This is a genomic window from Novosphingobium sp. BL-S-20 (assembly GCF_055521635.1).
This window is the reverse complement of the sequence record NZ_CM145494.1, coordinates 329,147-354,597: the sequence shown is the minus strand read 5'-3', so window position 1 is coordinate 354,597 and position 25,451 is coordinate 329,147. Positions and strand designations below refer to the sequence as shown.

Annotated in this window: 31 protein-coding genes; 23 read left to right on the top strand and 8 right to left on the bottom strand. The window is 68.2% G+C overall.

What is annotated here, in order from left to right:
- Nucleotides 1-111: 111 nt before the first annotated feature.
- The 3 genes from ACZ1II_RS09350 (at nt 112) to ACZ1II_RS09340 (ending at nt 2,706) form a co-directional block, all read left to right on the top strand.
- A complete protein-coding gene (locus ACZ1II_RS09350; RefSeq protein ID WP_465146178.1) occupies nt 112-489 on the top strand; it encodes a PilZ domain-containing protein in 378 nt (125 codons plus the stop codon).
- A 157-nt stretch (nt 490-646) separates the two neighbouring features.
- The gene (locus tag ACZ1II_RS09345; protein WP_465146177.1) at nt 647-2,179 is read left to right on the top strand and encodes an ABC transporter substrate-binding protein; all 1,533 of its coding nucleotides are present in this window, start codon (nt 647-649) and stop codon (nt 2,177-2,179) included.
- Between the two features lie 134 nt (nt 2,180-2,313).
- Nucleotides 2,314-2,706: a DUF4112 domain-containing protein gene (locus tag ACZ1II_RS09340; protein WP_465147269.1), complete on the top strand. Its 393-nt coding sequence runs from the start codon at nt 2,314-2,316 to the stop codon at nt 2,704-2,706.
- An 18-nt stretch (nt 2,707-2,724) separates the two neighbouring features.
- Here ACZ1II_RS09340 and ACZ1II_RS09335 read toward each other — a convergent pair whose 3' ends face one another.
- Nucleotides 2,725-3,363 (bottom strand): YqaA family protein, encoded by a 639-nt coding sequence (locus ACZ1II_RS09335; protein ID WP_465146176.1) that lies wholly within the window; start codon nt 3,361-3,363, stop codon nt 2,725-2,727.
- Nucleotides 3,364-3,548: 185 nt separating this feature from the next.
- On the opposite strand from ACZ1II_RS09335, the gene ACZ1II_RS09330 reads away from it, so the two are divergent.
- The 19 genes from ACZ1II_RS09330 (at nt 3,549) to ACZ1II_RS09240 (ending at nt 18,705) form a co-directional block, all read left to right on the top strand.
- Nucleotides 3,549-4,049 carry a hypothetical protein gene (locus tag ACZ1II_RS09330; protein ID WP_465146175.1) on the top strand — a complete coding sequence of 167 codons (501 nt, stop codon included), beginning with the start codon at nt 3,549-3,551 and terminating at the stop codon, nt 4,047-4,049.
- Nucleotides 4,042-5,370 (top strand): DNA-packaging protein, encoded by a 1,329-nt coding sequence (locus tag ACZ1II_RS09325; RefSeq protein ID WP_465146174.1) that lies wholly within the window; start codon nt 4,042-4,044, stop codon nt 5,368-5,370. The genes ACZ1II_RS09330 and ACZ1II_RS09325 overlap by 8 nt, the downstream gene beginning before the upstream one ends.
- Nucleotides 5,371-5,426: 56 nt before the next feature.
- A complete protein-coding gene (locus ACZ1II_RS09320; RefSeq protein ID WP_465146173.1) occupies nt 5,427-6,590 on the top strand; it encodes a phage portal protein in 1,164 nt (387 codons plus the stop codon).
- Nucleotides 6,587-6,895: a DUF6127 family protein gene (locus ACZ1II_RS09315; protein ID WP_465146172.1), complete on the top strand. Its 309-nt coding sequence runs from the start codon at nt 6,587-6,589 to the stop codon at nt 6,893-6,895. Before ACZ1II_RS09320 ends, ACZ1II_RS09315 begins: the two co-directional genes overlap by 4 nt.
- Entirely contained in the window at nt 6,892-7,290 is a 399-nt protein-coding gene (locus ACZ1II_RS09310; protein WP_465146171.1) for an HK97 family phage prohead protease, read from the top strand. The genes ACZ1II_RS09315 and ACZ1II_RS09310 overlap by 4 nt, the downstream gene beginning before the upstream one ends.
- Nucleotides 7,291-7,354: 64 nt before the next feature.
- Nucleotides 7,355-8,491, top strand: coding sequence for a phage major capsid protein (locus tag ACZ1II_RS09305; RefSeq protein ID WP_465146170.1), 1,137 nt, complete (start codon nt 7,355-7,357; stop codon nt 8,489-8,491).
- Between the two features lie 131 nt (nt 8,492-8,622).
- Nucleotides 8,623-9,171, top strand: a complete 549-nt coding sequence (locus ACZ1II_RS09300; RefSeq protein WP_465146169.1) for a head-tail connector protein — start codon at nt 8,623-8,625, stop codon at nt 9,169-9,171.
- The gene (locus ACZ1II_RS09295; RefSeq protein WP_465146168.1) at nt 9,168-9,332 is read left to right on the top strand and encodes a hypothetical protein; all 165 of its coding nucleotides are present in this window, start codon (nt 9,168-9,170) and stop codon (nt 9,330-9,332) included. The genes ACZ1II_RS09300 and ACZ1II_RS09295 overlap by 4 nt, the downstream gene beginning before the upstream one ends.
- A gap of 3 nt (nt 9,333-9,335) precedes the next feature.
- A complete protein-coding gene (locus ACZ1II_RS09290) occupies nt 9,336-9,725 on the top strand; it encodes a DUF3168 domain-containing protein (RefSeq protein WP_465146167.1) in 390 nt (129 codons plus the stop codon).
- Between the two features lie 24 nt (nt 9,726-9,749).
- The gene (locus ACZ1II_RS09285) at nt 9,750-10,157 is read left to right on the top strand and encodes a phage major tail protein, TP901-1 family (RefSeq protein ID WP_465146166.1); all 408 of its coding nucleotides are present in this window, start codon (nt 9,750-9,752) and stop codon (nt 10,155-10,157) included.
- Nucleotides 10,154-10,465 (top strand): gene transfer agent family protein, encoded by a 312-nt coding sequence (locus tag ACZ1II_RS09280; RefSeq protein ID WP_465146165.1) that lies wholly within the window; start codon nt 10,154-10,156, stop codon nt 10,463-10,465. Before ACZ1II_RS09285 ends, ACZ1II_RS09280 begins: the two co-directional genes overlap by 4 nt.
- Entirely contained in the window at nt 10,462-10,662 is a 201-nt protein-coding gene (locus ACZ1II_RS09275) for a phage tail assembly chaperone (protein ID WP_465146164.1), read from the top strand. Before ACZ1II_RS09280 ends, ACZ1II_RS09275 begins: the two co-directional genes overlap by 4 nt.
- Complete coding sequence (locus tag ACZ1II_RS09270; protein ID WP_465146163.1) at nt 10,652-11,224, top strand: tail tape measure protein; 573 nt, start codon at nt 10,652-10,654, stop codon at nt 11,222-11,224. Before ACZ1II_RS09275 ends, ACZ1II_RS09270 begins: the two co-directional genes overlap by 11 nt.
- Before the next feature lie 18 nt (nt 11,225-11,242).
- Complete coding sequence (locus ACZ1II_RS09265) at nt 11,243-13,576, top strand: phage distal tail protein, Rcc01695 family (RefSeq protein WP_465146162.1); 2,334 nt, start codon at nt 11,243-11,245, stop codon at nt 13,574-13,576.
- Nucleotides 13,573-14,397, top strand: a complete 825-nt coding sequence (locus tag ACZ1II_RS09260; protein ID WP_465146161.1) for a DUF2163 domain-containing protein — start codon at nt 13,573-13,575, stop codon at nt 14,395-14,397. Before ACZ1II_RS09265 ends, ACZ1II_RS09260 begins: the two co-directional genes overlap by 4 nt.
- 11 nt (nt 14,398-14,408) lie before the next feature.
- On the top strand, nt 14,409-14,822 hold the full coding sequence (locus tag ACZ1II_RS09255; protein ID WP_465146160.1) for a hypothetical protein: 414 nt from the start codon (nt 14,409-14,411) through the stop codon (nt 14,820-14,822).
- A gap of 2 nt (nt 14,823-14,824) precedes the next feature.
- Nucleotides 14,825-17,014, top strand: a complete 2,190-nt coding sequence (locus ACZ1II_RS09250) for a GTA baseplate fiber-binding domain-containing protein (RefSeq protein ID WP_465146159.1) — start codon at nt 14,825-14,827, stop codon at nt 17,012-17,014.
- Nucleotides 17,015-17,034: 20 nt separating this feature from the next.
- Nucleotides 17,035-17,493, top strand: coding sequence for a DUF2793 domain-containing protein (locus ACZ1II_RS09245; protein WP_465146158.1), 459 nt, complete (start codon nt 17,035-17,037; stop codon nt 17,491-17,493).
- Nucleotides 17,494-17,682: 189 nt separating this feature from the next.
- Nucleotides 17,683-18,705, top strand: a complete 1,023-nt coding sequence (locus tag ACZ1II_RS09240) for an OmpA family protein (protein WP_465146157.1) — start codon at nt 17,683-17,685, stop codon at nt 18,703-18,705.
- 132 nt (nt 18,706-18,837) lie between these two features.
- Here ACZ1II_RS09240 and queC read toward each other — a convergent pair whose 3' ends face one another.
- From queC to ACZ1II_RS09210, 6 genes are all read right to left on the bottom strand, one after another.
- Nucleotides 18,838-19,563 (bottom strand): 7-cyano-7-deazaguanine synthase QueC, encoded by a 726-nt coding sequence (gene queC, locus ACZ1II_RS09235; RefSeq protein ID WP_465146156.1) that lies wholly within the window; start codon nt 19,561-19,563, stop codon nt 18,838-18,840.
- A gap of 50 nt (nt 19,564-19,613) precedes the next feature.
- Nucleotides 19,614-20,033 carry a hypothetical protein gene (locus tag ACZ1II_RS09230; RefSeq protein WP_465146155.1) on the bottom strand — a complete coding sequence of 140 codons (420 nt, stop codon included), beginning with the start codon at nt 20,031-20,033 and terminating at the stop codon, nt 19,614-19,616.
- A gap of 119 nt (nt 20,034-20,152) precedes the next feature.
- Nucleotides 20,153-21,058: an Hsp33 family molecular chaperone HslO gene (hslO, locus tag ACZ1II_RS09225; protein WP_465146154.1), complete on the bottom strand. Its 906-nt coding sequence runs from the start codon at nt 21,056-21,058 to the stop codon at nt 20,153-20,155.
- On the bottom strand, nt 21,055-21,981 hold the full coding sequence (gene argF / locus ACZ1II_RS09220) for an ornithine carbamoyltransferase (RefSeq protein ID WP_465146153.1): 927 nt from the start codon (nt 21,979-21,981) through the stop codon (nt 21,055-21,057). Before argF ends, hslO begins: the two co-directional genes overlap by 4 nt.
- Complete coding sequence (locus ACZ1II_RS09215; RefSeq protein ID WP_465146152.1) at nt 21,981-23,171, bottom strand: acetylornithine transaminase; 1,191 nt, start codon at nt 23,169-23,171, stop codon at nt 21,981-21,983. Before ACZ1II_RS09215 ends, argF begins: the two co-directional genes overlap by 1 nt.
- Nucleotides 23,172-23,313: 142 nt before the next feature.
- On the bottom strand, nt 23,314-24,084 hold the full coding sequence (locus ACZ1II_RS09210) for a cold-shock protein (RefSeq protein ID WP_465146151.1): 771 nt from the start codon (nt 24,082-24,084) through the stop codon (nt 23,314-23,316).
- 298 nt (nt 24,085-24,382) lie between these two features.
- Between ACZ1II_RS09210 and ACZ1II_RS09205 the strand changes: the two genes are divergently transcribed.
- Nucleotides 24,383-24,811 (top strand): protein tyrosine phosphatase family protein, encoded by a 429-nt coding sequence (locus ACZ1II_RS09205; protein WP_465146150.1) that lies wholly within the window; start codon nt 24,383-24,385, stop codon nt 24,809-24,811.
- Between the two features lie 152 nt (nt 24,812-24,963).
- Here the strand turns inward: ACZ1II_RS09205 and ACZ1II_RS09200 are convergent, their stop codons facing one another.
- Nucleotides 24,964-25,302, bottom strand: coding sequence for a P-II family nitrogen regulator (locus ACZ1II_RS09200; protein WP_465146149.1), 339 nt, complete (start codon nt 25,300-25,302; stop codon nt 24,964-24,966).
- Between the last annotated feature and the right edge of the window lie 149 nt (nt 25,303-25,451).

The window sequence follows — 25,451 nt, the reverse complement described above, 5'->3', positions numbered from 1 at the left end:
AGCATCGATCGCAAACGCGCCTTGCGCGCGGGGCGATGTGATCGCGGTCCGGGGCTTTCGCAGGCCGGTGTTCGTGTTATCATCGCCGGACCGAATGCCGGACGAGAACGCATGACCCAGATCGAAAATCGCCAGATTGCGCGTGACAGCCTGTTCCTCATGGCCGACTTGCGGATCGACGGGCTGGACAGCGAGTACCGGATCAAGGTCCGCAACCTCTCCGTCGGCGGGATGATGGGCGAAGGCGGAGTCCAGGTGGTGCGCGGCACGACGGTCGCGGTGAACATCCGCAATATCGGCTGGGTGCCCGGCACGATCGCCTGGGTTCAGGAAAACCGCTTCGGCGTGGCCTTCGTCGAGGAAATCGATCCGAAGCTGGCGCGCGGCGCGGTCACGCCGGTAGCGGACGACAAGCCCAACTTCGTGCGCAACTACGAAGCGCAGTATTCCCCCGCCACGTCCGAGCCGAAGAACCTGCGCAAGCTCTGATGGTTTGTTTGAAAATCCGCCTAGGCGGATTTTCCAAACCAACTCTAAACGGGACCTCCCCGATAAAATCGCGCCTGCACCTCCGCGAACCATTTGCGACATTCCACAAATCGACTAGGCCTAGGAAATGTTCGCGCCGCGCAAAGCCTTTCGGGCCATGGTCCTTCCGGCCGCGCTGGCTCTCTGCGCCTGCGGGGGCAGCGACAATTCGGCGCTGGGCGTGGCCGTAATCGGCTCTCCGCCCGAGAATTTCGACATCGGCGAGAACGCGACACTGGCAAGCCAGCTCGTCCGCGCCTCCACCGTCGAGGGGCTGGTCTCCTTCGACGAGAAGGGCCGCGTCATCCCCGCCCTCGCCGACCGCTGGATCGTCACCGACGACGGCCAGAGCTACATCTTCCGCCTGCGTGACGGCGACTGGGCCTCGGGCGATCCGCTGACCGCCGATTCCGCGAAGAAGGCACTGGAATCCGCGCTCAAGGCGCTGGACGACAACCCGCTGGCCCACGATCTCGCCGGGATCGACGAAATCCGCACGATGGCCGGGCGCGTCATCGAAATCCGCCTCACCCGGCCGATGCCCTATCTGCTCCAGCTTCTCGCCCAGCCGGAACTCGGGCTGAGCTTCAAGAACCGGGGCGCGGGGCCGATGCGGCTGGAGGGCGGGAAAGGCGCGGCCCGGCTGACGCCGATCGACCCTGCCAGCCTCGGCCTCCCCGCCGTGGAGAACTGGCCGCGCCGCACTCGCCGGATCGACCTCTCGGTACTGGACGGCCCCGCCGCCGTGGCAGCCTTCAACGCGGGCAAGGTCGATCTCGTGATGGGCGGCGAGATTCAGGATTTTCCGCTGACCCGCTCGGTCGGCATCCTGCGCGGGACGATCCAGGTCGATCCGGTGGTCGGGCTGTTCGGGCTTCAGGTCGCGAGCGACAAGGGCTTCCTGGCCGATCCCGCCAACCGCGAGGCGCTGGCCATGGCCATCGACCGCGAGGGCCTGATCGCGCCGTTCAGCCTCGGCGGCTGGTCGCCCACATCCCGGATCGTCAGCCCCAGCCTCGACGGCGATCTCGGCACCATCGGCGAGCGCTGGAGCGAACAGTCGCTGGACGAACGCCGCGCCCTCGCCATGGCACGGGTACGCCGCTGGGCCGCAGGAGCCTCGGGTGCAGCGCGCGCCGGTGAGGCCCCTGCGCCGCCGATGGTACGCGGCGGTCGCGGCGCGCCGTCCCCCTCCCCTGCACCGATCGCGGGCGGCCCGCACCTGACCGTCTGGCTGCCCTCGGGCAGCGGCGCCGATACCCTGCTGGTGAAGCTCACGGCGGACTTCGCGGCGATCGGCGTCCACCTCGCCCGCACCGACAAGGCGGAAGCGGCGGACTTGCGGCTGGTCGACGACGTCGCCCGCTATCCGCGCGCAGCCTGGTTCCTCAACCGACTCTCGTGCAGCGCCCGGCGCGGCCTCTGCTCCGCCGATGCCGACGCACGGGTGGCCGAAGCCGCCTCCGCCGCCACGCCCGACGAACGCGCCGCCCTGCTGACCGAGGCCGAGGCCGAACTGACCGCCGCCAACGTCTTCATTCCCTTCGGAACCCCGATCCGCTGGTCGCTGGTGCGCGGCAGCGTCGCCGGTTTCGCGCCGAACACCTGGGGCTGGCACCCCTTGATGCCGCTCGCCTGGGTTCCCAAATAAAGTCCGGTAAGAGCCTGCTTTGAAAGTTCGGTACCGGCCCCGAAAGTCGCCGTTCGGCGACTTTCGAAGCAGGCTCCAAGGCCCTTCAGAGGAGAGGCAGGACTTTGGCGACTGGACAGACTACCGCGCGGCGCATGGACATGGAGCTACCGCTCGGCACCGACCCGGTATCGGTTCTCCGCCGCGTGGAAATGCTCGAATATGTGCTGGAGCGCGCGATCGCCCTGCCCGGCATCCGCCGCAAGATCGGTCTCGACGCGGTGATCGGCCTGGTGCCGGTCGCCGGGGACGTGATCGCGGGACTGCTGGGCATGTACCTCGTGTGGGAGGCCCGCAACCTCGGCATGTCGAAGTGGCAGCTGGCCCGCATGACCGCCAATGTCGGTTTCGATACGCTGCTGGGCGCGATCCCCGTGGCCGGGGACCTGTTCGACTTCGTGTTCCGCTCGAACAGCCGCAACCTCAAGATCATCCGCAAGCACATCGACAAGCATCACCCGCATGCCAGAATAATCGACGCTGCGTGATCGAGGGCTGACCGGAGTTTACGCCGCCTTCGCGGCTACGGTCACGTCGCACTTCTGGTTGGTCTCCTTGGCGCCGCCGCCGAGGAAGGCCACCGCGAGGAAACCGGCGACCACCGCCACCGCGAATGCCGCCGTCACTTTGCCGAGGTGCTTGTCGATCACCGCCTTGATCGGCGCGCCGAACAGGCGGAACAGCACGCCGACGATCATGAAGCTGATCGAGCGCGAGACGATCGAGGCGCCGATGAACACCGCGAGATTCATGCCGATGAAACCGGCGGTGATCGTCAGCAGCTTGAACGGGATCGGCGTCGCGCCCTTCACCACGATGATCTCCGCGCCATATTCGCGCAGATAGCAGGCCGCCTTGGGGAAGCTGTCCGCCAGCCCCAGCGCCCGCAGCAGCGCCTCGCCGAAAGCCTCGTAGGCGAAGTGGCCGATCGCATAGCCGAGCAGCCCGCCCGTCACCGAGGCCAGCGTGGCGATCACCGCGAAGCGAATCGCCTTCTTCGGCTCGGCCAGGCACATCAGGCCCAGCAGCGGATGCGGCGGCACCGGGAAGAAACTCGCCTCCAGGAAGGCGAACAGCGCCAGCCACCATTCGGCATGGCGGTGCGCTGCCTTGGCCATGGTCCAGTCGTAGAGGCGGCGCAGCATCGAGTTCTCCGGGCAATTGCGAGGCTTGCTTAGTAGGACGGTGCGAAGGCGGCAAGCTATAACCCATTTGGTTATCTCTCTTGACATTGCGATCCACAATTGGTACAAATCAGGAACATCGAGAGCGATTGATTCGCTGGCTCGCTTCGCACCGCATCACACATCAACAGCAGGGATGATCCCACATGGCAGAGCCAGACCCGGCTTCGCCCGGCGCCGACCCGTGCCCTCGCGGCGGGACGGCCGAGGGGCAGTGGCGCACGCAGTTCCTTGCCGCGCTGGCAGAGACCTCGAACGTCAGCGCGGCCAGCGCCGCCGCCGGGGTTCCCGTGGGCCGGGCCTATCGGCTGCGCCGCACCGAACCCGATTTCGCCCGCGCCTGGCGCGCCGCCCTGCTGGAGGGCTACGAGAATCTGGAGATGGAAGTGCTCTATCGCCTGCGCTTCGGCGATCCCAAGGACGGCGAGGTCAAGTTCGACAACGCCACCGCGCTGCGCCTGCTCGGCCTCCACCGCGAGACCGTGGCGCGCGAAAGGGCATCGCGGGAGAACGAAGACCTCGCCGCCGTCCGCGCCTCGATCCAAGCCAAGCTGGCGCAGCTGCGCGAGCAGGTCACGGCGCGGCGCGCGCTGGAAACCCGCCCGGAGACCCGGAAGGATGCCCAAAAGGAGACTGGGCATGGCTGAAGCCGATCCCCTGCAATGGCTGACCGAAGCCGACGAGGCCGAACTGGAGCGCTTCGCGGTGCAACTCGGCCCCACCGGACAGCGCGAATGGCGCTGGAACTGGCGGGTCTGGGCGCGGCCCTCGCAACTGGCCCCGGCGGGCGACTGGCGGGTCTGGCTGGTCATGGCCGGGCGCGGCTTCGGCAAGACCCGCTGCGGCGCCGAATGGGTCAACGAGATCGCGGAAAACGATCCCGAGGCGCGCATCGCCCTCGTCGCCGCCCATCTCGGCGAGGCGCGCGCGGTCATGGTCGAGGGCGAGAGCGGCCTGCTCTCGGTCGGCGCGCCGTGGCGGCGCCCGGTCTTCGAGCCTTCGCTGCGGCGGCTGACCTGGCCGAATGGCGCGCAGGCCACGCTCTATTCCGCCGCCGAGCCGGAAGCGCTGCGCGGCCCACAGCACAGCCATGCCTGGTGCGACGAGGTCGCCAAGTGGGACAATGCCGCCGCCCGCGCGGTGGCGAGCTGGGACAACCTGCTGATGGGCCTGCGCCTTGGCCGCGATCCGCGCGTCGTCGCCACCACCACCCCGCGCAGCGTGCCGCTGGTCATGCGTCTTCTCGCCGAAAGCGAGCGCGGCGAAGTGACGGTGACGCGCGGCAGCACCTTCGACAATGCGGCCAACCTGCCCACCCGCTTCCTCGACACGATGCGCGGCTCCTTCGGGCAAAGCCTGCTCGGGCGGCAGGAGATCGACGGCGAACTGATCGCCGAGATCGAAGGCGCGCTCTGGAGCCGGGCGCTGCTGGAGACCTGCCGCGAGGACCATGCGCCCGAATGCAGCCGAATCGTCGTTGGGGTCGATCCCCCGGCTTCGGAGGGCGGCGATGCCTGCGGGATCGTGGTGGTCGGCCTCGGCGCCGACGGCATGGCCCATGTCCTTGCCGATGCCTCGGTGGAGAAAGCCGGTCCCGAACGCTGGGCGCGCGCCGTCGCCGGGGCCGCCGAGGCCTGGCAGGCCAACCGCGTGGTGGCCGAGGCCAACCAGGGCGGCGCGATGGTCGGCTCGGTCCTGCGCGCGGCGCAGCTCTCGCTGCCGCTGCGGCTGGTCCACGCCAGCCGGGGCAAAGTCGCCCGCGCCGAGCCGGTCGCCGCGCTCTACGAAGCCGGACGGGTCCGCCATGCCGGGTTGTTTCCGGCGCTGGAAGACGAGATGTGCGGGCTGATCGCCGGAGGGTCCTATCAGGGGCCGGGGCGCTCGCCCGACCGCGCCGATGCGCTGGTCTGGGCCTTGACCGAACTCATGCTCGGCAAAGGCGGCGCGCCTCGGGTGCGGGTGGCCTGATTTCGCATCCTAGGGAGCGAACCGCTCCGGACTTTTCCTGAAAGGAACCCTCGCCCGTGTCCTTCATCGATACCCTCCTCGCCGCCTTCAAGGGCGAGAGTGCCCGTGTGCCGCTGGCGCGCGGCCCGGCCTCGCCCTGGTTCTTCGCCGAGAGCGGCAGCGGGCGGGCGCCGTTCGAATATGCCTCGGCGGTGCGCCGCGCCTATCTCGAAAACCCCGTCGCCCAGCGCGCGGTTCGTCTCGTGGCCGAAGGCATCGGCGGCGCTCCGCTGCGCCCTGCCGATCCCAAGCTGACCGCGCTCGTCACCGAGACCAGCGCCGGGCAGTCGCTGCTGGAGACGCTCGCCTGCCACCTGCTGCTTCACGGCAATGCCTATGTGCAGGTGCTCAAGGACGCACGGGGACGCCCGGTCGAACTCTTCGCCCTGCGGCCCGAGCGCGTCTCGATCATGGCGGGCGAGGACGGCTGGCCCGCCGCCTTCGCCTACGAAGTGGCCGGGCGGCGGTTGACGATCCCGCTGCTGGACGAGGACGCCGCGCCCAACGTGATCCACATCCGCCACTTCCACCCGGCGGACGACCACTACGGCGCGGGCTGCCTCGCCGCCGCCGACGAGGCCGTGGCTACCCACAATGCCGCCGCGCAGTGGAACCGCCAGCTGCTGGAAAACGCCGCCCGCCCCTCCGGCGCGCTGGTCTACGAGGCGGACGACGGCCAGACGCTCACCGACGACCAGTTCGACCGGCTCAAGGCCGAGCTTGCCAATGCCTATGCCGGTGCGGGTAATGCCGGGCGGCCGATGCTGCTGGAAGGCGGCCTCAAGTGGCAGGCCATGGCGATGACCCCGGCGGACATGGACTTCGCCACGCTCAAGGCCGCCGCCGCTCGCGACGTGGCGCTGGCCTTCGGGGTGCCGCCGATGCTGCTCGGCCTGCCGGGCGACGCCACTTACGCGAACTACCGCGAGGCCAACCGCGCGCTCTGGCGACTCACCCTGCTGCCGCTGGCGGGCAAGATTCTCTCCGGCCTCTGCGAGGGCCTCGCGCCGTGGTTCCCGCAGACCTGTCTCCAGATCGACCTCGACCGCGTGCCCGCCCTTGCCGAGGACCGCGAGCGACTCTGGGCGCAAGTCAGCGCCGCCGACTTCCTCGATGCGGAAGAGAAGCGCGCCCTGCTCGGCCTCGCCCCGGCCTCGAAAGATGAAGGGAACATATCATGAACGAAAAGGACATGCTGGCCGGGCTGCTCGCCCAGGCGACCGGCGAAGGCAGCGAACTCGTGACCTTGCGCGCCATCGTCGAGGAAGCCAGCGAAGTCGGCGCGCGGCGCATGCTGTCGCGGATCGGCCTCGACGATGCGACGGCGCCGGGCGACCTCTCCGAACTGCGCGAGCTGCTCCAGGCCTGGCGCGATGCCAAGGCCAGCGCCCAGGCCGCCGCCATCGGCTGGATCGTGCGCGGGGTGCTGGCGCTGCTGCTGCTCGGCCTCGCCGTGCGCCTCGGCGTCGGGGAGCTGCTGCGATGAGGACCTTGCGCTTCGCCGGTTACGCCGCCCTGTTCGGCAGGCGCGACGCCGGGCGCGACCTGATCCGCCCCGGTGCCTTCGCCCGGACGCTGGCGGAGCGACGCGATCCGCTGCCGCTGTTCTGGCAGCACCGGCCAGACCTGCGGATCGGCTGGATCGAAACCGCCGCCGAGGACGAGCGCGGCCTGCGCGTGACCGCCTCGGTGGACAACCCGGACGGCGCCGCCGGTCTCGCGCTGCGGCGCGGCACCGTGACCGGCCTCTCGTTCGGCTACCGCGCCCGCGCCAGCCGCACCGGCGCCGAGGGCCGCGAACTGCTCGATCTGGAGCTGTTCGAAGTCAGCCTCGTCACCCACCCGATGCAGCACGGCGCGCGGGTGCACCTGATCTCCTGATTCCTCCTCTCCCCCATTTCCCCGCCGCCCGAACCGGCGGCTCCAATCGAAAGGTCCCTGCCCGATGGAATCCCCTGTTCCCGCCGAAGCGCTCGACGCCTCGTTCGATCTCGTCGCCCGTCAGGACGCCACCGAAGCCGCCGTCGAGACCTTGCGCGGCGATGTCGACGACGTGAAAGCCCGGCTCGACCGCGTCAGCCGCGCCGCCGCCCGCCCGGTGATCGAAGGCGCCGCCCCCGCCAGCCTCGAAGTGAAGGGCTTCGTCGACGGCTACTTGCGCCTGGGCCGCGAGACCGAGATCAAGTCGCTGTCCGGCACCGTGCTCGCGGACGGCGGCTATGCAGTCCCGCGCGAGGTCGATGCGCTGATTTCGGCGCGCCTGAAGTCGATCAGCCCGATCCGCGCGATCGCCCAGGTCGTCCAGACCGGCTCGGCGGGCTACCGCAAGCTGGTGACAACCGGCGGCACCGCCTCGGGCTGGGTGAGCGAGACCGGCGCCCGCGCCGAAACCGCCACGCCGAGCTTCGCCGAGATCGCCCCGCCCGCCGGTGAACTCTACGCCAACCCGGCAGCGAGCCAGGCCATGCTCGACGATGCGGCCTTCGACATCCAGTCGTGGCTGGCCGACGAGATCGCCATGGAGTTCGCCCGCGCGGAAGGCGCCGCCTTCGTCAGCGGCAGCGGCACCAACCAGCCCAAGGGCTTCCTCGCCGCACCCAATGCCGCCGCGGCGGATGCGGCCCGCGCTTTCGGTACGCTCCAGTTCCTCGGCTCGGGCAATGCCACCGGCTTCGACAGCGCGCCCGAACTCAAGCTGATCGACCTCGTCCATGCGCTGAAGAGCGGCCACCGCCAGGGCGCGAGCTGGGTGATGAACGCGAAGACGCTGGCCGTCGTCCGCAAGCTCAAGGCCGCCGACGGCTCGTTCCTCTGGCAGCCGGGCCTGATGGACGGCCAGCCGAACCGCCTGCTCGGCTATCCGGTGGTCGAGGCCGAGGACATGCCGGACATCGCCGCGGGCGCCCTGCCGATCGCCTTCGGCAACTTCCGCGCGGGCTACCTGATCGCCGAGCGCAGCGCGACCTCGATCCTGCGCGATCCCTTCACCAACAAGCCCTTCGTCCACTTCTACGCGGTCAAGCGGATCGGCGGACAAGTGCTCGATTCCGACGCGATCAAGCTGCTCAAGATCACGGCCTGACGCCATCCAGGCCCGTGCGGGGAGCGGTGCCGTCCTTTCCGCTCCCCGCGCCTTGAGCAGCGGCCCGCGCCATTCCTTGCCCCCGAATGGCGCGGGCCACCCGCCTTCTTCCCTCCCGATCGGAGACCCCCATGAACCGGGTCATTCTCACGCCGCCGGTGCTGCCGTCCGCGACGCTTGCGGAGCTAAAACAATGGCTCGGCATCACCACCCCGCGCGACGATACCGCGCTTTCCGCCCTGCTCGCCGCCGCGCTCGAAACCTGCGAAGCCTTCACCTGCCGGATGCCGCTCGTTGCGCCTTGCGAGGAAGTGCTGCTGGTCCGCGGCGGATGGCAGGCGCTGTCCACCCGCCCGGGCCAGGCGATCACCGGGATCGAGGGCATCGCCGCCGATGGCAGCCGCTTCGCCCTGCCCTCCGGAGCTTATGAGATCGACCTCGATGCCGACGGCACCGGGCGGGTCCGGCTCTCCCTTTCCGGCACAGCCCGCAAGGTCGCGGTGCGCTTCACCGCCGGGCTGGCCGACGACTGGGACAGCCTGCCGGACGGGTTGCGCCACGGCCTGATCCGCCTCGCCGCACACCAGCACCGCGAGCGCGACGGCAGCGGCGCCGCGTCCTTGCCGCCCGCCTCGGTCGCGGCGCTGTGGCGGCCCTGGCGCCGGATGCGGCTCGCATGATCTCGGCACGCGTCCTGTTCGACGATCTCGCCCGCAGGCTGGTCGCGCGCGCCGAAACCCTCGCCGCCGCCCGTGCCGAAACCCGCCGCCTTGCCGCACGCGGCGACGAACGGCGCTGGCGCCGCGCCGATCTCGTCTGGTCGCTCTTCGCGAAAGGATAAGCCATGGAAATCGCCTTGCGCACCGCGCTGATCGACTGGCTCGCCGCCGACCCGGACCTCTCGGCGCAGCTCAATGCGGTGGTGGAGGAAGCCCCCTCGCGCACCAGCCTGCCGTGGCTCGCAATCGCCGCCAGCGCCAGCACCGACTGGAGCTGCAAGACCGCACCAGGCCGCGAAGTGCGCGTGGCGCTGGAACTCCACTGCCGGGGCGATGCGCCCGAGACAGCGGCCACGCTGGTCGCCGGGATCGAGGCCCGGATCGAAAGCCTGCCGCGCGCGCAGCCGGGTTTCGCGGTGGCCTCGATCCAGTTCCTCCGCGCCCGCGCCGAACAGCGCGGGGAAAGCCGCCGCGCGGTCCTGCTCGAATACCGATTCCGCCTGCTCGCCGCCTGACACCCCCACGAAAGGAGCCTCACCATGCCCGCCCAGAAAGGCAGCTCCTTCCTTCTCAAGATCTCGAACGGCGGCACGCCCGCCAGCTATCAGACCGTCGCCGGTCTGCGCACGACTCAGATGTCGGTCACGGGCGAAACCGTCGTCGTCACCAGCAAGGACAGCGGGGGCTGGCGCGAATTGCTGTCCGGCGCGGGCGTCCGCGCGGTCTCGGTGAGCGCGGCGGGCATCTTCCTCGGCTCGGCGGCTGAGGCGAAAATCCGCGCCAATGCCATGGCCGGCACGCTCGACGACTACGAACTGAGCTTCGAGGACGGCGAGAAACTGCGCGGCAGGTTCCTCGTCCAGCGCCTCGACTATGCCGGGGATTTCAACGGCGAGCGCAACTACACGCTCCAGCTCGAAAGCTCGGGCGCGGTGGCCACGGCATGACTCGGGCGAACCCTCTACGCGGCGAGGCCCTGCTGGAGATCGGCGGCGCCGCGCATATCCTGCGCCCCAGCTTCACCGCGCTTGTCGCCGCCGAGGAGGAACTCGGCCCGCTTTTCGCGCTCGTCGAGCGCGCGGGTGCCGGGCAGCTTCGCATCTCCGAACTGGCGGCGCTGTTCTGGCACTGCCTCGATCCCCACCGCGCCATCACCCGCAAAGCCGTAGGCGAGGCGGTCGTGACCCAGGGCCTCGCCGACTGCGCGGTGCCGCTGCGCGTGCTGCTCGGCCAGATCCTGAAAGGCAGCGGATGAGCGAGGCCCGGTTTGCCCCGGCAGCGCTCGGCCTCTGCACGCTGTCCGCGCAGGCGCTCGGGTGGCGCCCTGCCGAATTCTGGGCCGCCACCCCCGCCGAACTCGCCGCCGCGCTCGGGCTGACCACCAATACCGCAGCCCCCGGTCTCGACCGCGCCCTGCTCGAAAAGCTGATGGAGCAAGACAATGAGCGATGACATCGACAGCCTGCTGGTGGAAGTCCGCGCCGGCACCGAGGGCTTCACCCCCGACATCGCGCAGATGCGCGCCAGCGTGGACGGAGACCTCGTCTCCGGCTTCACGCAGGCCGGGCAGGCGCTGGAAAAAGGCCTGACCGGGGCGATCCGGCGCGGCAGCCTCGGCTTCGACGACCTCAAGCGCACCGCCCTCAGCGCCCTTGCCGAGATCGCCGCGCAGTCGGTGCAGCAGGGCCTGTTCGGCACCTCCGGCAGCACATCGGCGGCGGCCACCGGCGCGCTCAATCTCTCCGGACTGGTCTCCGGCCTGCTCGGCCTGCCGGGCCGCGCAACCGGCGGCAATGTCGCGCCGGGGCGCGGCTATCTGGTCGGCGAGCGCGGGCCGGAACTCTTCGTGCCCACCTCCGCCGGACGGATCGAGACCGGCTCGGGCGGCCCGGCGCGCGACGTCAAAGTTGCCATCACCCTCACCGCCCCGCGCGGCGCGAGCACGCCGCAGTCGCTCCAGCGCTCGTCCCGTCAGGTCGCCAGCGCCGTGCGCCGCGCGATCTCCGCCCGCTGATTCACGGGAGCACCCAAGATGGCATTCTGGCTTGCCGCCAAGCGCAACGGACAGACCAGCGACTGGATCAGGCGCTTCGACCCGCGCTTCTGGACCGTCAACTTCCCCCGCCCGATGATGGCCTCGGTCGTGTCCACCGGGCCCGATTCGCTGCGCGTGGACGCTTCGTTCCTGCGCAAGGGCGACCTCGGCGGGCTGATCTGGGAAAGCGAGGACCGCCTCGACCACCCGCTGCTCGCCTACAAGACCGACCGCGACTATTCGCATACCTCGCTCAGCTTCCGCTGGCGGTCCTCGGGGGTGATCCCGCTCGATTCCGGCCTCGGCCCGACCCTGACGGTCGAGGGCCGGGATGCGCAAGGCGCGCCGCGCGTCTGGTACGTCCGCCTCTGGAACTATGCCGAAGGCAGCGGCGAGGACGCCCGGATCGACTTGCGCTTCTCGGAACTGGAGGCAGGCTTTGCGCTGCCCTCCGGCGACCGCGTCTGGCCCCATGCAATCGACCGCATGTTCATTTCCTTCTGCCCGCCCAGCTACGACGGCAGCGCCGATCCGCTCCCGGCAGAGGCCGAAGGCTGGATCGAACTCAGCGAGATCGCGGTGGACGGCGCCCGCGCCATGCTGGAGATCGGCGACGTGATCCTGCCGCCGAGCGGCCTCGCCATGGCCAGCGGCTTCGACGACCAGGGCGTGCAGACCCCGGCCCGCCTGCTGCGCAGCGTGCGCCAGCTCGGCTACCGGGGTTCGGTGATCCACTATGTCGGCATGAGCCATTATTTCCGGCTCGCCGCCATGGACGGCACCTATCGCGTCGGCAACGCGAACGACCCACTCAATGCGCCGACGCGGGCCTGGCACCGCGCCTTCTTCGCGGACTGCGTGAAGCTCGGCTTCAGCCCGGTCGCCTCGCTGTCCTACGAATTGCTCGATCAGCATTGCCCGGACGACTGGAAGCAGCGCGACCATGACGGCCATCCCGCCCTCACCGGCTGGGACCCGCCTTCCACCCTGCTCTCGCCTGCAAACGACACGGCGATGGGCTACCTGCAAACAGTCGGCGCCGCCTTCGCCCGGCTGATGATCGAGGCCGGTGCCCCGGTGCGCTTCCAGGTCGGCGAGCCGTGGTGGTGGTGCTTCGCGGACGGGCGCATCTGCCTCTACGACCCCGCCGCCCGCGCAAAGTTCGGCGGCACACCCCCAGCCATTCCCGACTTGCGCGCACCGATGGACGAGGCGCGCAAGGCCCTGCTCGACAAGGCCGGTGCCCTGCTCGCGCAGTCCACCGCAGACCTTATCACCACCGTCCGCACCGCCGCCGCGCCGGAGCCGGTCGAGGCGCTGGCGCTGGTCTTCACCCCCACCGTGCTCGACCCCGCCATGCCCGAGATGCGCCGCGCCAACCCGCCCACCGGCTGGGCCGCGCCCGCCTTCGACCGCCTGCAGGTGGAGGACTACGACTGGCTCACCGCCGGAGCCGACGCCCTGCGCCGCCGCGCCTATGCCACGGTGAACGCCCACCTCGGCTATCCGCCCGAGGCGCAGGACTACCTCGCCGGTTTCGTGCTGAACGCCGCGCAGAGCGACCAGTGGCGCCGGATCGATTCCGGCATCGACGAAGCCCTCGCCCGCAACCACCACGAAGTCGTGGTCTGGGCGCTGCCGCAAGTCGCCCGCGACGGCTTCGTCCGCCTTCCCGCCCCACCCCTTTCAGGAGCCGATGCGATGCAGGCCTTCGACACTGTTCCCTATCCGCTCGCCCTCGGCCGCGACGCCGCCGTGGCGCCCGAGTTCTCCACCGCGATCTCCGTGACAGCATCGGGCTTCGAGCGGCGCAGCAGCCTCTGGTCCGACGCCCGCCTGCGCTTCGATGTCGGCCCCGGCATTCGCTCCGAGGACGAACTGGGCACCCTGATCGCCTTCTACCGCGCCCGCCGCGGCCCCGCGCGCGGCTTCCTGCTGCGCGACCCCGGCGACTTCAGCTCGAACGGCATGACCGGCGTGCCGACCCCGCTCGACCAGCCGCTCGGCAGCGGTGACGGCACCCGCGCCGCTTTCCCCCTGACCAAGCGCTATGGCGAGGACGATCCGCAAGTCCGCCGGATCACCCGACCCCGGTTCGATACCGTGCTGGTCTCGGTGGACGGCATGATCCAGCCCGCCAACTGGTCGCTCGAACCGCTCGGCGTGATTCAATTCGACGATCCGCCTGCCGCCGGGGCCGAGGTCCGCGCGGGCTTCCTGTTCGACGTGCCGGTGCGTTTCGCCGAGGACCGGCTCGAAGTCTCCGGCGCGGCCTTCGCGGCAGGCGAGGCGCCGAGCGTTCCCCTCGTCGAGATCCGGGAGGCGTCATGAGCCGCGTCTGGTTTTCCACCGATCTCGAAACGGTCGCCATGTTCTGGCGGATCGACCGCCGCGACGGCGTGACGCTGGGCTTCACCACCCATGACGCCGACCTCTGGTTCGGCGGCGTGCTGCACCGCGCCGCGCCCGGCATGGTGCCCTCCTCGATCCGCAAGTCGGCGGGGTTCGAACCGGACAGCGCCGAGGTGCGCGGCACGCTGAGCCACGAGGCGATCTCCGTCGAAGACCTCGCCGCTGGGCGCTTCGACCACGCCCGCGTGTGCATAGGCCTGATCGACTGGCAGACGCTGGAACGCGACACACTCTATAGTGGCACGATCGGCGCGGTCTCGCAGGAGGACGGCAGCTTTTCGGCGGAACTGACCTCGCGCAAGCAGGAACTCCTGCGCGACCCGGTGCCGCGCACCAGCCCCAGTTGCCGCGCCGCGTTCTGCGGCCCCGGCTGCAATCTCGATGCCCAGCGCTTCACCCGCGAAGTCGTGCTCATGGCGCTCGATCCCGATAACAATGCCGTGGTCCTGAGCGAAACTATCGATACCGCGCTTCATGCGGGCGGCAGCTTGCGCTGGCTGGAAGGTCCGCAGGCGGGCGAGACCATTAGCGTCACCGGAGCGACCGGGGCGGGCGCCCTGATCCTCGACCGCCCGCTGGACGAAACCACCCCGCCCGGCACCCGCGCCTTCCTGCGCGAGGGCTGCGACCATACGCTCGGGACTTGCGGCGCCCGCTTCGCCAATGCGGCGAACTTTCGCGGTGAGCCGTTCCTGCCCGGCAACGACCTGCTCACCCGCTACCCCTCGCCCTCGATATGAACGCCTTCGATATGAACGGGGCCACTATCGCCGCAGCGGCACGCGAACTCGTGGGCATTCCCTTCCGCCTCCATGGCCGGGACCCACGGATCGGTCTCGACTGCCTCGGCGTCGTCGCCGCCAGCCTGCCGGGCGAGCGGGCGCGGCACTTGCCGGGCGGCTACCGCCTGCGCGCGCTGGTCACGCCCGATACTGCTGCCTTCTCCGAACGCCTCGGCCTCACGCCGGTCTGTGGAGAGCCGGAACCCGGCGACGTGCTGCTGCTGCGCCCCGGTCCCTGCCAGCACCATTTCGCCGTGGCACAGGACCGCGCCCGCATCGTCCACGCCCATGCCGGGCTGCGCCGCGTCGTGCTCGGCCCGCTGCCGCATGACTGGCAGCGCATCGGCCATTGGCGCGCGATTCCCGAAGAGGAGAAGGAATAGACATGGCCACGCTCGTATTCAGCGCCGTCGGCACCGCGCTCGGCGGACCGATGGGCGGCGCGGTCGGCTCGCTGGTCGGCAGCCAGTTCGACGCCGCGCTTTTCGGCACTCCGCGCGGCCAGCGCGGGAGGCTCAGGGAACTGGATGTCACCACCTCCAGCTACGGCCAGCCGCTGCCGCGCCATTTCGGGCGGATGCGCGTGGCCGGGCAGATGATCTGGGCCACCGAACTCACCGAAAGCAGCGAGACGCTCGGCGGCGGCAAGGGCGCAGGTTCGGTCACCGCCTATAGCTATAGCGCCAGCTTCGCGGTCGCGAGCCGCCCGATCCTCGGCATCGGCCGCATCTGGGCCGACGGCAGGCTGCTGCGCGGCGTCGAGGGCGACCTCAAGACCGGCGGCACCCTGCGCCTCCACACCGGCCACGGCGACCAGCCCTGCGACCCGCTGATTCTCGCCGCCGAGGGCGAAGCACAGTGCCCGGCCCACCGCGACCTCGCCTATGTCGTGTTCGAGGACCTCGACCTCTCGGATTTCTACAACCGCATCCCCGCGCTGACGTTCGAAGTCGTGGCCGACGAGGCTTTCGATCAGGCCGATGTACTTGGCGAGGTGATCGAGGATGTCGAAGCCGCCGTGCCGCTCACCGGCTTTCGCGGCTTCACTTGCGAGGGCAGCCTCGTCGAACTGCTGGACACCGTCGATCAGGTCCTCCCGCTGGCCGCCGATGCAGGCGGCGAAGCCCTCGCGATCGCCCCCGAGCACGCGCAGGACCAGCCGATCGCCCTGCCCGAAGCGGCAATCCCGACCGAGGACGGCGATTTCGGCGCCGCCACCGGCTTCGCCCGCCATCGCGGCGGCGCGGAGGAACGCCCGCTATCGCTCCTGCGCTACTTCGACTGCGACCGCGACTATCTGCCCGGCATCCAGCACGCCGCCGGACAAGCATCCCCCGGCCAGCCCGGCGCCATCGAACTGCCCGCCGCGCTCGATGCCGCCACCGCCCGCAGCCTGATCGAGCAGGCCCGGCACCGCACCGACTGGCGCCGTGAACGAATCTCCTGGCGCACTGCCGAACTCGATCCTGCCGTGGCCCCCGGCACGCTCGTCACCTTTCCCCGGATCGCCGGGCGCTGGCGGGTGCTCGAATGGGAATGGCGCGACAGCGGTGTGGAAGTGACCGCCGAGCGCGTGGTGCCGACCGGCGCCGACGCGCCGTTGCAGCTTGCCATCGATCCGGGCCGGATCAATGCGCCCGAAGACCTGCCCGCCACCGCAACCGTACTCGCCGCTTTCGAACTGCCGCACGATCCCGCCGCCGAAAGCGCCGGAAGGCCGCGCGTCTTCGCCGCCCTGTCCTCGGCAGGGTCGAACTGGAGCGGCGCCGCACTCTATGCGGGCCGGGGCGACGGCCAGCTCGATCCGCTCGGCGGAAGCGGTCGCCGCCGCGCGGTCATAGGCACGGCATCTTCCGCCCTGCCGCCGGGAACCCCTTTGCTGTTCGACCGCACTTCCAGCCTTGCGGTAACGCTCGTCGATCCGAGCATGAATCTCACCTCGGCCACCATGCGGCAACTGGCCGAGGGCGCAAACCTCGCTCTCATCGGTGAGGAACTGCTTCAGTTCGCCCAAGCGACCGCGCTCGGCGAAGGCCGGTGGCGACTCGAAGGCTTCCTGCGCGGGCGCGGCGGCACCGAAAGTGCCGTGACCGAGCATACAACGGGCGAAATTTTCGTCCTGCTGGACGGCACCGCATTGGCGCTCGACCCGGCGCGCCTCGGAACTGCGGCGGAAAGAAAAGTGCTCACCATGGGCCGCGGCGATGCCGAGCCGGTCACCAGCCCGGTACACCTCAGCGGCCTCACCCTGCGCCCGCTCGCCCCGGTCCATCCCCGCGCCGAACTGCTCGGCGACGGCACCCTGCGCCTCGCCTGGACCCGCCGCGCGCGGGGCGGCTGGAACTGGCAGGACGGCATCGACACACCGCTGGTCGAACAGACCGAGAGCTATCTGCTCACTTACGGCCCACTGGAAAATCCGCTCGCCACCTGGACGCTGCAAGCGTCCCGCATGGACCTGCCGCCCGATCTGCTGGCCGAACTTTCCGCCCGCTCTCCCGGCGATGCCTTCCGCGTGCGGCAACAGGGCACTTACGCGGTTTCCACGAGTCTCCACCTCTTCCCGACCCCCTAACTCCGCAAGGAATTCCGATCATGAGCGAGACCGTCATTTTCGAAAGCGCCAGCCCGCGATTTGCCCTGCCGCTGCTCCATGCCGGACAGGCGCAGAAAGAAGTGTTCGTCAACGAGGCGCTGTCGCGATGCGATGCTCTTTTGCACTCGACTGTATCCGGAGAGCGACCCGATCCGCCCGAGACCGCCGAAGCGGGCGAATGCTGGCTCGTCGCCACCCAGGCTACCGGCGTCTGGAGCGGCCACGATGCCGCAATCGCGAGCTTTCAGGGCGGCAACTGGATTTTCGCGGAAGCCCGCCGGGGCCTCAGAATCTACGACCTTTCCACAGGTCAGGAACGGCTCTTCGACGGAATTTGGAGAAAAGGTTCGCTTCCCGTGGAACCACTTGGCGGAATGACAGTTGATGTTCAGGCTCGGGCGGCGATCGGGGAACTGGTCGTCGCCCTGCAAGCCTTGGGTATCGTTCCATCAGCATGACACGCAGCACTGTGCAGGGGCAATAACGTGAAGTCGATTTCCAATAAAGGAGTCACGACGCCTCACCAACCCCCCGAAAACGCGACATTTCTGCAACAGTCAGCTCCAATGTGCGCTTGCACACGGAAAGCTGAGGGGGTAGACACCACAGGCACTCGGTGGCTCCAAATCTCTTAGTAGGGGAAACGTATGAGGAAACTCGTCATTGGACTGGCGCTGGCTTCGACAGCTATCGCCACTCCCGCGCTGGCGCGCGACAACTCGTGGTACATCGAAGGTGACTTCGGTGCCATGATCGTCGAAGACGCCGATCTCAAGATTAACGGCGTCAGCAACGCTGACACCGCAGACTTCAGCGCCGGCTTCGACGGCGGTGTCGCTCTCGGTTACGACTTCGGTCCGTTCCGTCTCGAAACCGAAGCCAGCTACCGCCAGGCTTCGTTCAAGGGCAGCAACGGCCCCGACGCCAGCAACCTGACCTTCATGGTCAACGGCCTTCTCGACTTCGGTCCCGATGACGGCCTTCAGGGCTTCGTCGGTGGTGGCGCCGGCGTTGGCCGCGTTCACTACGACATCTACGACGATTCCGACACCGGCTTCGCCTGGCAGGCCATCGCGGGTATCCGCGCGCCGATCAGCAGCCATGTCGACGTCGGTCTGAAGTACCGCTTCAGCAACGTCTCGAAGGTGAACTTCGTCGACGTGGACGGCAGCGACGTTCGCACCAAGTGGCGTTCGCACTCGCTGATGGCGACCATCGGCTACAACTTCGGCGAACCGGCAGCTCCGCCGCCGCCGCCGCCGCCGCCGCCGCCGCCCCCGCCGCCGCCCCCGCCGCCGCCGCCGCCGCCGGTCGTGGAATGCAACAAGGGTCCGTACATCGTGTTCTTCGACTGGGATAAGTCGGACATCACGCCGGAAGCCGCCACCATCCTCGACAGCGCCGTCAGTGCCTATGGCAACTGCAACAGCGTGCCGATCATGCTGGCCGGTTACACCGACCGTTCGGGTACCCCGAAGTACAACCTGGGTCTGTCGGCACGCCGTAACGACTCGGTTCGTGCATACCTGACCAGCCACGGCATTCCGGACGGCTCGATCTCGAGCCAGGCCTTCGGTGAAGCCAACCCGCGCGTTCCGACTGCTGACGGCGTGCGCGAGCTGCAGAACCGTCGCGTCGAGATCACTTACGGTCCGGGTTCGGGCATGTAAGCGAACCGGCAACGGTTACAGATTGGGGGGTCGGAGCAATCCGGCCCCCTTTTCTTTTGCCTGCTGCAAGCGACTGCGAGCACAAAAAAAACCCCGCTCTCGCGGGGCTTTTTGCTTTGGACTATTCGGGGATCAGACAGCGTAAGGCGTCGGATCAACCAGCCCGGCATCGGCGAAACCCGCCTTGCGCAGGCGGCAGCTGTCGCATTCGCCGCAAGCCACGTCGCCGGGCTGCGGATCGTAGCAGGACCAGCTCATCCCCGCATCCATGCCCAGACGATCCGCCTCGCGGGCGATATCCGCCTTGCCCATGAACTGCAGCGGCGCATGAATCCGGAACTGCGTGCCCTGGTCGCCTTCCTTGGTGGCGAGCCGGGCGATATCCTGGAACGCGGCGATGAATTCCGGACGGCAATCGGGATAGCCCGAATAGTCCAGCGCATTGACGCCGATGAAGATGTCGGTCGCACCGATCGCCTCGGCCCAGGCCAGGGTCAGCGACAGGAACACGAGGTTGCGCGCAGGCACATAAGTCACCGGCACGCCGGGGCCGACGCCGTCCTTGGGCACCTCGATATCGTCGGTCAGCGCCGATCCGCCGAACTGGCGCAGATCGAGCGGCAGCACCACGTGGCGCTCCGCCCCCACGAACTCCGCGATCTTCCGCGCGGAATCGATCTCGCAGCGATGGCGCTGGTTATAGTCGATGGTCAGGGCATTCACGGCGAAGCCCGTCTCGCGGGCAATACCGGCCGAAACCATCGAATCGAGACCGCCGGAAAGCAGGACGACGGCCTTGCGGCGCTCGCCATTCTGAGAAGTGCTATCCTGAGAAGGAGTATCTTGAGAAATCTGCATGCGCGAGAGCTAAGCCTTCGCCGCCGCGATGACAACCTCGTGCTGCACTATCAGCGGCAAGGCCCGGTCCGCCGCCCCTCGCCCGCATAGTCGAACGGCTGGCCGCCGACGATGCCCTGCGTGTCGAGCTGGATCAGCGCATTGGTCTCGCGCCGGATATGCGTCCGGCCATAGCCCTGTCCGGCGCAGATATACTGTACCACCACTTCATCCGGGGAATCCTGGACGACCACCGACTTGCAAGCCTGGCCCGGATGGCGGAACTGGATCAACTGGCGGCCGCTGCGGACGCAGAGGTTGACGGTGGAGTTTCCGGTGCTGTGCTCACGCAACTCCCACGAACCTGCGGTCAACTGGTCGAGCATCTCCAGCGGGCGCTTCTGGCCTTCGGCGCTCGCCCCGCCGAGCAGGGCCGCGGTGCCGGTCAGGCCCAACAGCGCGGCCCGTGCAAGACGGCTGCTCTCGGGCAAACCGCACCGGGGAAAGATCGCGAATTTTCGGAACCTGGGGAACATCATAGGCCCCATATCGTCATTCCCCGCCGACAAGACAAGTCGGCGGGGAGACCGATTCCCTCAAAGCGGCGCCTTCACACCGGCACATGCAGGATCTTGGAGCAGAAAGCGCAGTCCACCGGCACCATGCCGGTTTCGTCGCGCATGTCCGCCCGCTCGCTTTCGGGGAACCGCTCCAGAATGCTGCGATAATAGTCCACCGAGCAGCGGCATCCCCGCACCAGCGGCACCAGCGGCTCGGCCCGGACTTCGTCTTCCTCGTGGAACAGGCGCCACAGCAACTGCTCCAGATTGAGCACCGGATCGACGAGTTCGGCGGGCTGGATGCTCTGCGCCATGATCGAGACATGCTCCCAATCCGGATGCATCTCCTTGGCGTGGAGCCGCTCCTTGCCTTCCTCGCCGTCGGGCAGGTGCTGCACGAGCAGACCACCCGCCACGCAGCGCGGCCCGTTCGAACGGACCGCGATACGGATGACCGTGGGCACCTGCTCGGACTGCGCGAAATAGGCTTCGCAAGCCTCGGCGAGCGATGCCCCTTCCAGCGGCACCACGCCCTGATAGCGCTGGTTCGATACCTGAAGGTCGAACGTGATCGCCAGATAACCGCTGCCGAAGATGGTCTCCAGCGAGCAGTCCTCCTCCAGCTTTTCGGCCAGAGCTTCATCGTGGCGCAAGTAGCCGCGCAGTTCGCCGTTCCGGTAATCGCAGACCAGCAGGTCCACCGCGCCGCCTTCGGCCTGGGCCTGGAAGGTCAGCTGCGCATCCTCTTCCTTGAGCAGCGAGCCCATCAGCGCGGTGAGGACCAGGGCCTCCGCCAGGACGTGCTTGACGACCTTGGGATAGCTGTGCGCGGAGAGCACGGTTTCCAGAACCGGTCCCAGCCGCACGACCCGCCCGCGCGCATGGCGGGTCGGGACCGTGAAGGCCAGGACGCGATCGAAACCGGTATCGTCGCTGCGCGGCAGGTCTTCGCTCACAGCTTGCCCAGCGCCCAGAGCAGCACCGACTTCTGGCCGTGGATGCGGTTCTCGGCCTCGTCCCAGGCACCGGACTGCGGACCGTCGATCACCTCGTCGGTCACTTCCTCGCCGCGATGCGCGGGCAGGCAGTGCAAAAACAGGGCATCCGGCGCGGCATTGGCCATCAGCGCGGCATCGACCTGATAGGGCTGCATCGCCGCGACATGAACCTCGCCCCCGGCCTGGCCCATCGAGACCCAGGTATCGGTGACGACGACCTGTGCGCCGCGAACCGCCTCGACCGGGTCCTGCGTGAAGATCACTTCGCCGCCCGCCGCGCGCGCGCGCTCGACGAAACCGGCATCCGGCTCATAGCCCGCCGGGCCGCCGATACGGATGGTGAACTTCATCAGGCCCGCTGCCTCGATCAGCGAGTTGGCGACATTGTTGCCGTCACCCAGCCATGCCAGCTGAAGACCGGGCAGCGCGAAGCCGCGCTCCACGATCGTCAGCAGGTCGGCGACGATCTGGCACGGGTGCGACTGGTCGGTCAGGCCGTTGATCACCGGCACGTCGGCATGGCGCGCGAGTTCCTCGATCTTGGCGTGATCGTCGGTGCGGATCATGATCGCGTCGACCATGCGGCTGAGCACGCGGGCGGTGTCGGCCACGGTCTCGCCGCGGCCGAGCTGGGTCGAGCCCGCTTCGAGGATCAGCGCGCTGCCGCCGAGCTGGCGCATCGCCATGTCGAACGAGACGCGGGTACGGGTCGAGTTCTTCTCGAAGATCATCGCCAGAACGTGACCGGCCAGCGGCGCATCGGCATCGGCCTGCCCCTTGGGCAGACCCTTACGCGCCGCCTTGCGGTCGATAGCGTCGTTGATCATGGCCGCCAGGGCAGGACCGCCGGCATCGCTCAGGTCAAGGAAATCCCGGCTCATCAGGCCACCTCTTCCGGCTGATAGCTTGCTGCCGCGGCGGAGAGACGCTCCATGAACTCATCGATGTGGCTGTCGTCGATAACCAGCGGCGGCAGCACGCGCACGACATTGTCGCCCGCCGAAACCGTCAGCAGCTGGTGGTTGTCGCGCATGTGGGCGACGAAAGCACGCGGCTCGATCTTGAGCTTCACGCCGATGAACAGGCCGCGGCCGTGGACCGATTCGAACAGCTCGGGATAGTTGCCGATGAACTGCTCCAGCCGTCCGCGCAGGCGCTCGCCCTTGGCGCGGACGTCGGCGAGGAAGGCCTCGTCCGAAACCACGTCGAGCACGGCCCCGATCGCGGCCATCGCGAAGGGGTTACCGCCGTAAGTCGAACCGTGCGCGCCGATCACCATGCCGCGCGCCGCCTTCTCGGTGGCAAGGCAGGCACCGACCGGGAAGCCGCCGCCGATACCCTTGGCCGTGGACATGATGTCCGGCACGATGCCGAATTGCTCATAGGCATAGAGCGTTCCGGCGCGGGCAACGCCGCTCTGCACTTCGTCGAGCACCAGCATGAGGTCATGCTCGTCGCAAAGTGCGCGCAGGCCCTGGAGGAATTCGTCGGAAGCGATGCGGACACCGCCTTCGCCTTGGATCGGCTCGACCAGGAAACCGGCGGTGTTGGGGCCGATCGCCGCCTTGGCCGCTTCGAGATCGTTGAATTCCAGATACTTGAAGCCGGGCAGCAAGGGCAGGAAGCCCTTGTGCATCTTCTCCTGGTTGGAGGCGCTGATCGTCGCCATCGTCCGGCCGTGGAAGGCGTTCTTGAACGTAATCAGCTCGTACTTGTGGTCGTTGCCGACGTGCTGGTGATAGGCGCGCGCAGTCTTGATCGCGCATTCCACCGCTTCCGCGCCGGAATTGGTGAAGAACACCGTGTCAGCGAAGGTCAGGTCGATCAGACGCTGGGCAATCGCCTCGCCCTGCGGGCTGCCGTAGAGGTTGGAGACGTGCATCAGCGTCTCGGCCTGCTTCTGGATCGCGCCGATCAGGCCGGGATGCGAATGGCCGAGCAGGTTGACGGCAATGCCGCTCGCGAAATCGAGGAATCGGCGACCGTCTTCACTGATGAGGTGGCAGTGTTCGCCGCGAACGGGCCGAACGCCGCACCGGGGGTACACGGGCATCAGCGGAGTGATCGACATGACGGAATTCCTCGATAACGAAACAGTGAAGTGAGAACGGGAATCGCAAACGACAAATGGCGGCCCTATCCGGACCGCCATTTGCGCGCTTTTAGGTATTTGCAGCCCCCCGGTCAAACACCGGGAGCATTGCAGATCGGGATCAGGCCTGGAGCGGCGCCAGGTTGACCGCCGAGTACTTGCCTCGTCGATCGACCTCGATGTCGAACTCCACGCGATCGCCTTCGTTCAGGGCACCGAGGCCCGAACGCTCGACAGCGCTGATGTGCACGAAAGCGTCCGGCTGGCCGTCATCACGGGTGATGAAGCCGAAGCCCTTCATGGAGTTGAAGAACTTGACAGTGCCGGTGGCCTTTTCGCCGGTCAGCTGACGCTGCGGCGCAGGCTCGCGCTTGGCAACCGGGATCACGTCGCCGACGACCACGAGTTCGCTGGCCGAAATCTTGCCGCCGCGATCGACGAGCTGGAATTCGAGCTGCTGACCTTCGGCCAGGCCTTCGAGACCGGCACGCTCGACAGCGCTGATGTGCACGAACACGTCTTCGCCGCCTTCATCGCGCTGGATGAAACCGAAGCCCTTGGCACCATTGAAGAACTTTACGACGCCGCTGCCCTGGCCGACAACCTGGGCCGGCATGCCGCCACCGCCGCCGCGCGGGCCGCCGAAGCCGCCACCACCGCCGCCGCCGCGCGGGCCGCCGAAACCGCCGCGATCGCCGCCGCCGAAGCCGCCGCGATCACCGCCGCCGAAACCGCCGCGATCACCGCCACCGCCGAAACGATCGCCGCCACCGAAACGGTCACCGCCACCGAAGCGATCCTGGCCGGCAAAGAACGGATCGAACTCGTTCTCCCCAAAACCACCATCGCGCTTGTCGCGTCCCCTTCCGCGACGACCTCTGTCAAAACCCATGTCTACGAACGTACCTTCGCTGCGCCCCAAAAAGCATGAACCCGGACACGTGGACGAACCGCGCCGGGCGGCAGACAAATAGCCGGAACCAGCCGGAACCTGCCTGCAATCGCGAGTCATACACGAGGTTCTGCCACATGGCGAACACAATTAAGGGGCATTTTCCCCTCAGACTGACGAAATATCGCATTTTCACGGCGTTCTGCCTTGCTTTCAGCAGGGACAGAACCCTTGACGTGGACGAATTTCAGGCCGAACCGGAGCCCAAACGGCCCGTTCATACCGGAGACTCGCTTCCATGTTCCGCCAGATCACCGACACCGTCTTCGCCAGCCCGCAGATCGGCACCGATGCCATTGCCGAGGCGAAAGCCCTGGGAATCGTCCGGATCGTCAACAACCGCCCCGAAGGCGAGAGCGAGGATCAGGTTCCTGGCGAGGTCATCGAGGCCGAGGCCCGCGCTGCCGGAATTGACTACGTGGCGATTCCCGTGGGTCATGGCGGGTTCAGCCAGGCTCAGGTCACGGCCATGGCCGAGGCGCTGGACACGGCAGAAGGTCCGGTACTCGCCTATTGCCGCTCGGGCACGCGCTCCACGCTGCTCTGGGCGCTTGCCCGTGCCAAGGCCGGAGACAATCCCTCGGTGATCGCCTCGAAGGCGGCTGGGGCAGGCTATGACGTCTCGCCGATCCGCCAGCTGATCGACATGTTCGCCGCAGGGAACTGAGGTTCCGTTTGAAAATCCGCCGTAGGCGGATTTTACGGCACCGGCCCGCGCGCCCACCCGACCTCCCATCAGGATACACTCGTGGGAGGTCGGGTGGGCGCGCGGGCCGATGCCGCTCCAAAAATGCCCTGTCGGGCATTTTCAAATAGCCGTCAGAGGGCGATGTCGCCCTGCTCCCCGGTGCGGACGCGCAGAACGTCCGCCAGGTCGAAGACGAAGATCTTGCCATCGCCGATCTCGGCGGTGCTTGTGGTCGTGCGGATGACGTCGATGACGGTGGGCGCGAAAGCGTCGGACACCGCGATCTCCAGCTTCAGCTTGGGCACCATGCTGGAGGCATATTCGGCGCCGCGATAGATTTCGGCCTGGCCCTTCTGGCGCCCGAAGCCGCTTACTTCAGAGACGGACAGGCCGGAGATTCCGGCTGCGGAGAGCGCATCCTTCACGTCCGCAAACTTGAAGGGCTTGATGATCGCGATGATGTATTTCACGGCCAATCTCCCGCAGGTGCGCGCACAACATCACACATTGCCGCCAGTGCGACAAAGGAAATTCGGAGGAAATTCGGAGCGGAATTCCGAACAGAAAAATGGGCCGGAGCGGCTGGCTCCGACCCTTGAGTTTGTGTTCGCAGGAGGAA

Excerpts from the sequence above, each read along its gene's own strand:
- ACZ1II_RS09285 (WP_465146166.1), top strand. The coding sequence starts at position 9,750 with ATGCCCGCCCAGAAAGGCAGCTCCTTCCTTCTCAAGATCTCGAACGGC.
- ACZ1II_RS09255 (WP_465146160.1), top strand. The coding sequence starts at position 14,409 with ATGAACGGGGCCACTATCGCCGCAGCGGCACGCGAACTCGTGGGCATT.
- ACZ1II_RS09250 (WP_465146159.1), top strand. The coding sequence starts at position 14,825 with ATGGCCACGCTCGTATTCAGCGCCGTCGGCACCGCGCTCGGCGGACCG.
- ACZ1II_RS09295 (WP_465146168.1), top strand. The coding sequence starts at position 9,168 with ATGATCTCGGCACGCGTCCTGTTCGACGATCTCGCCCGCAGGCTGGTC.
- ACZ1II_RS09240 (WP_465146157.1), top strand. The coding sequence starts at position 17,683 with ATGAGGAAACTCGTCATTGGACTGGCGCTGGCTTCGACAGCTATCGCC.
- ACZ1II_RS09350 (WP_465146178.1), top strand. The coding sequence starts at position 112 with ATGACCCAGATCGAAAATCGCCAGATTGCGCGTGACAGCCTGTTCCTC.
- ACZ1II_RS09310 (WP_465146171.1), top strand. The coding sequence starts at position 6,892 with ATGAGGACCTTGCGCTTCGCCGGTTACGCCGCCCTGTTCGGCAGGCGC.
- ACZ1II_RS09210 (WP_465146151.1), bottom strand. The coding sequence starts at position 24,084 with ATGGGTTTTGACAGAGGTCGTCGCGGAAGGGGACGCGACAAGCGCGAT.
- ACZ1II_RS09275 (WP_465146164.1), top strand. The coding sequence starts at position 10,462 with ATGAGCGAGGCCCGGTTTGCCCCGGCAGCGCTCGGCCTCTGCACGCTG.
- ACZ1II_RS09245 (WP_465146158.1), top strand. The coding sequence starts at position 17,035 with ATGAGCGAGACCGTCATTTTCGAAAGCGCCAGCCCGCGATTTGCCCTG.
- ACZ1II_RS09300 (WP_465146169.1), top strand. The coding sequence starts at position 8,623 with ATGAACCGGGTCATTCTCACGCCGCCGGTGCTGCCGTCCGCGACGCTT.
- ACZ1II_RS09330 (WP_465146175.1), top strand. The coding sequence starts at position 3,549 with ATGGCAGAGCCAGACCCGGCTTCGCCCGGCGCCGACCCGTGCCCTCGC.
- ACZ1II_RS09270 (WP_465146163.1), top strand. The coding sequence starts at position 10,652 with ATGAGCGATGACATCGACAGCCTGCTGGTGGAAGTCCGCGCCGGCACC.
- ACZ1II_RS09335 (WP_465146176.1), bottom strand. The coding sequence starts at position 3,363 with ATGCTGCGCCGCCTCTACGACTGGACCATGGCCAAGGCAGCGCACCGC.
- ACZ1II_RS09325 (WP_465146174.1), top strand. The coding sequence starts at position 4,042 with ATGGCTGAAGCCGATCCCCTGCAATGGCTGACCGAAGCCGACGAGGCC.
- argF (WP_465146153.1), bottom strand. The coding sequence starts at position 21,981 with ATGAGCCGGGATTTCCTTGACCTGAGCGATGCCGGCGGTCCTGCCCTG.
- ACZ1II_RS09260 (WP_465146161.1), top strand. The coding sequence starts at position 13,573 with ATGAGCCGCGTCTGGTTTTCCACCGATCTCGAAACGGTCGCCATGTTC.
- ACZ1II_RS09340 (WP_465147269.1), top strand. The coding sequence starts at position 2,314 with ATGGACATGGAGCTACCGCTCGGCACCGACCCGGTATCGGTTCTCCGC.
- ACZ1II_RS09305 (WP_465146170.1), top strand. The coding sequence starts at position 7,355 with ATGGAATCCCCTGTTCCCGCCGAAGCGCTCGACGCCTCGTTCGATCTC.
- ACZ1II_RS09280 (WP_465146165.1), top strand. The coding sequence starts at position 10,154 with ATGACTCGGGCGAACCCTCTACGCGGCGAGGCCCTGCTGGAGATCGGC.
- ACZ1II_RS09315 (WP_465146172.1), top strand. The coding sequence starts at position 6,587 with ATGAACGAAAAGGACATGCTGGCCGGGCTGCTCGCCCAGGCGACCGGC.
- ACZ1II_RS09345 (WP_465146177.1), top strand. The coding sequence starts at position 647 with ATGGTCCTTCCGGCCGCGCTGGCTCTCTGCGCCTGCGGGGGCAGCGAC.
- ACZ1II_RS09205 (WP_465146150.1), top strand. The coding sequence starts at position 24,383 with ATGTTCCGCCAGATCACCGACACCGTCTTCGCCAGCCCGCAGATCGGC.
- ACZ1II_RS09265 (WP_465146162.1), top strand. The coding sequence starts at position 11,243 with ATGGCATTCTGGCTTGCCGCCAAGCGCAACGGACAGACCAGCGACTGG.
- queC (WP_465146156.1), bottom strand. The coding sequence starts at position 19,563 with ATGCAGATTTCTCAAGATACTCCTTCTCAGGATAGCACTTCTCAGAAT.
- ACZ1II_RS09290 (WP_465146167.1), top strand. The coding sequence starts at position 9,336 with ATGGAAATCGCCTTGCGCACCGCGCTGATCGACTGGCTCGCCGCCGAC.
- ACZ1II_RS09215 (WP_465146152.1), bottom strand. The coding sequence starts at position 23,171 with ATGTCGATCACTCCGCTGATGCCCGTGTACCCCCGGTGCGGCGTTCGG.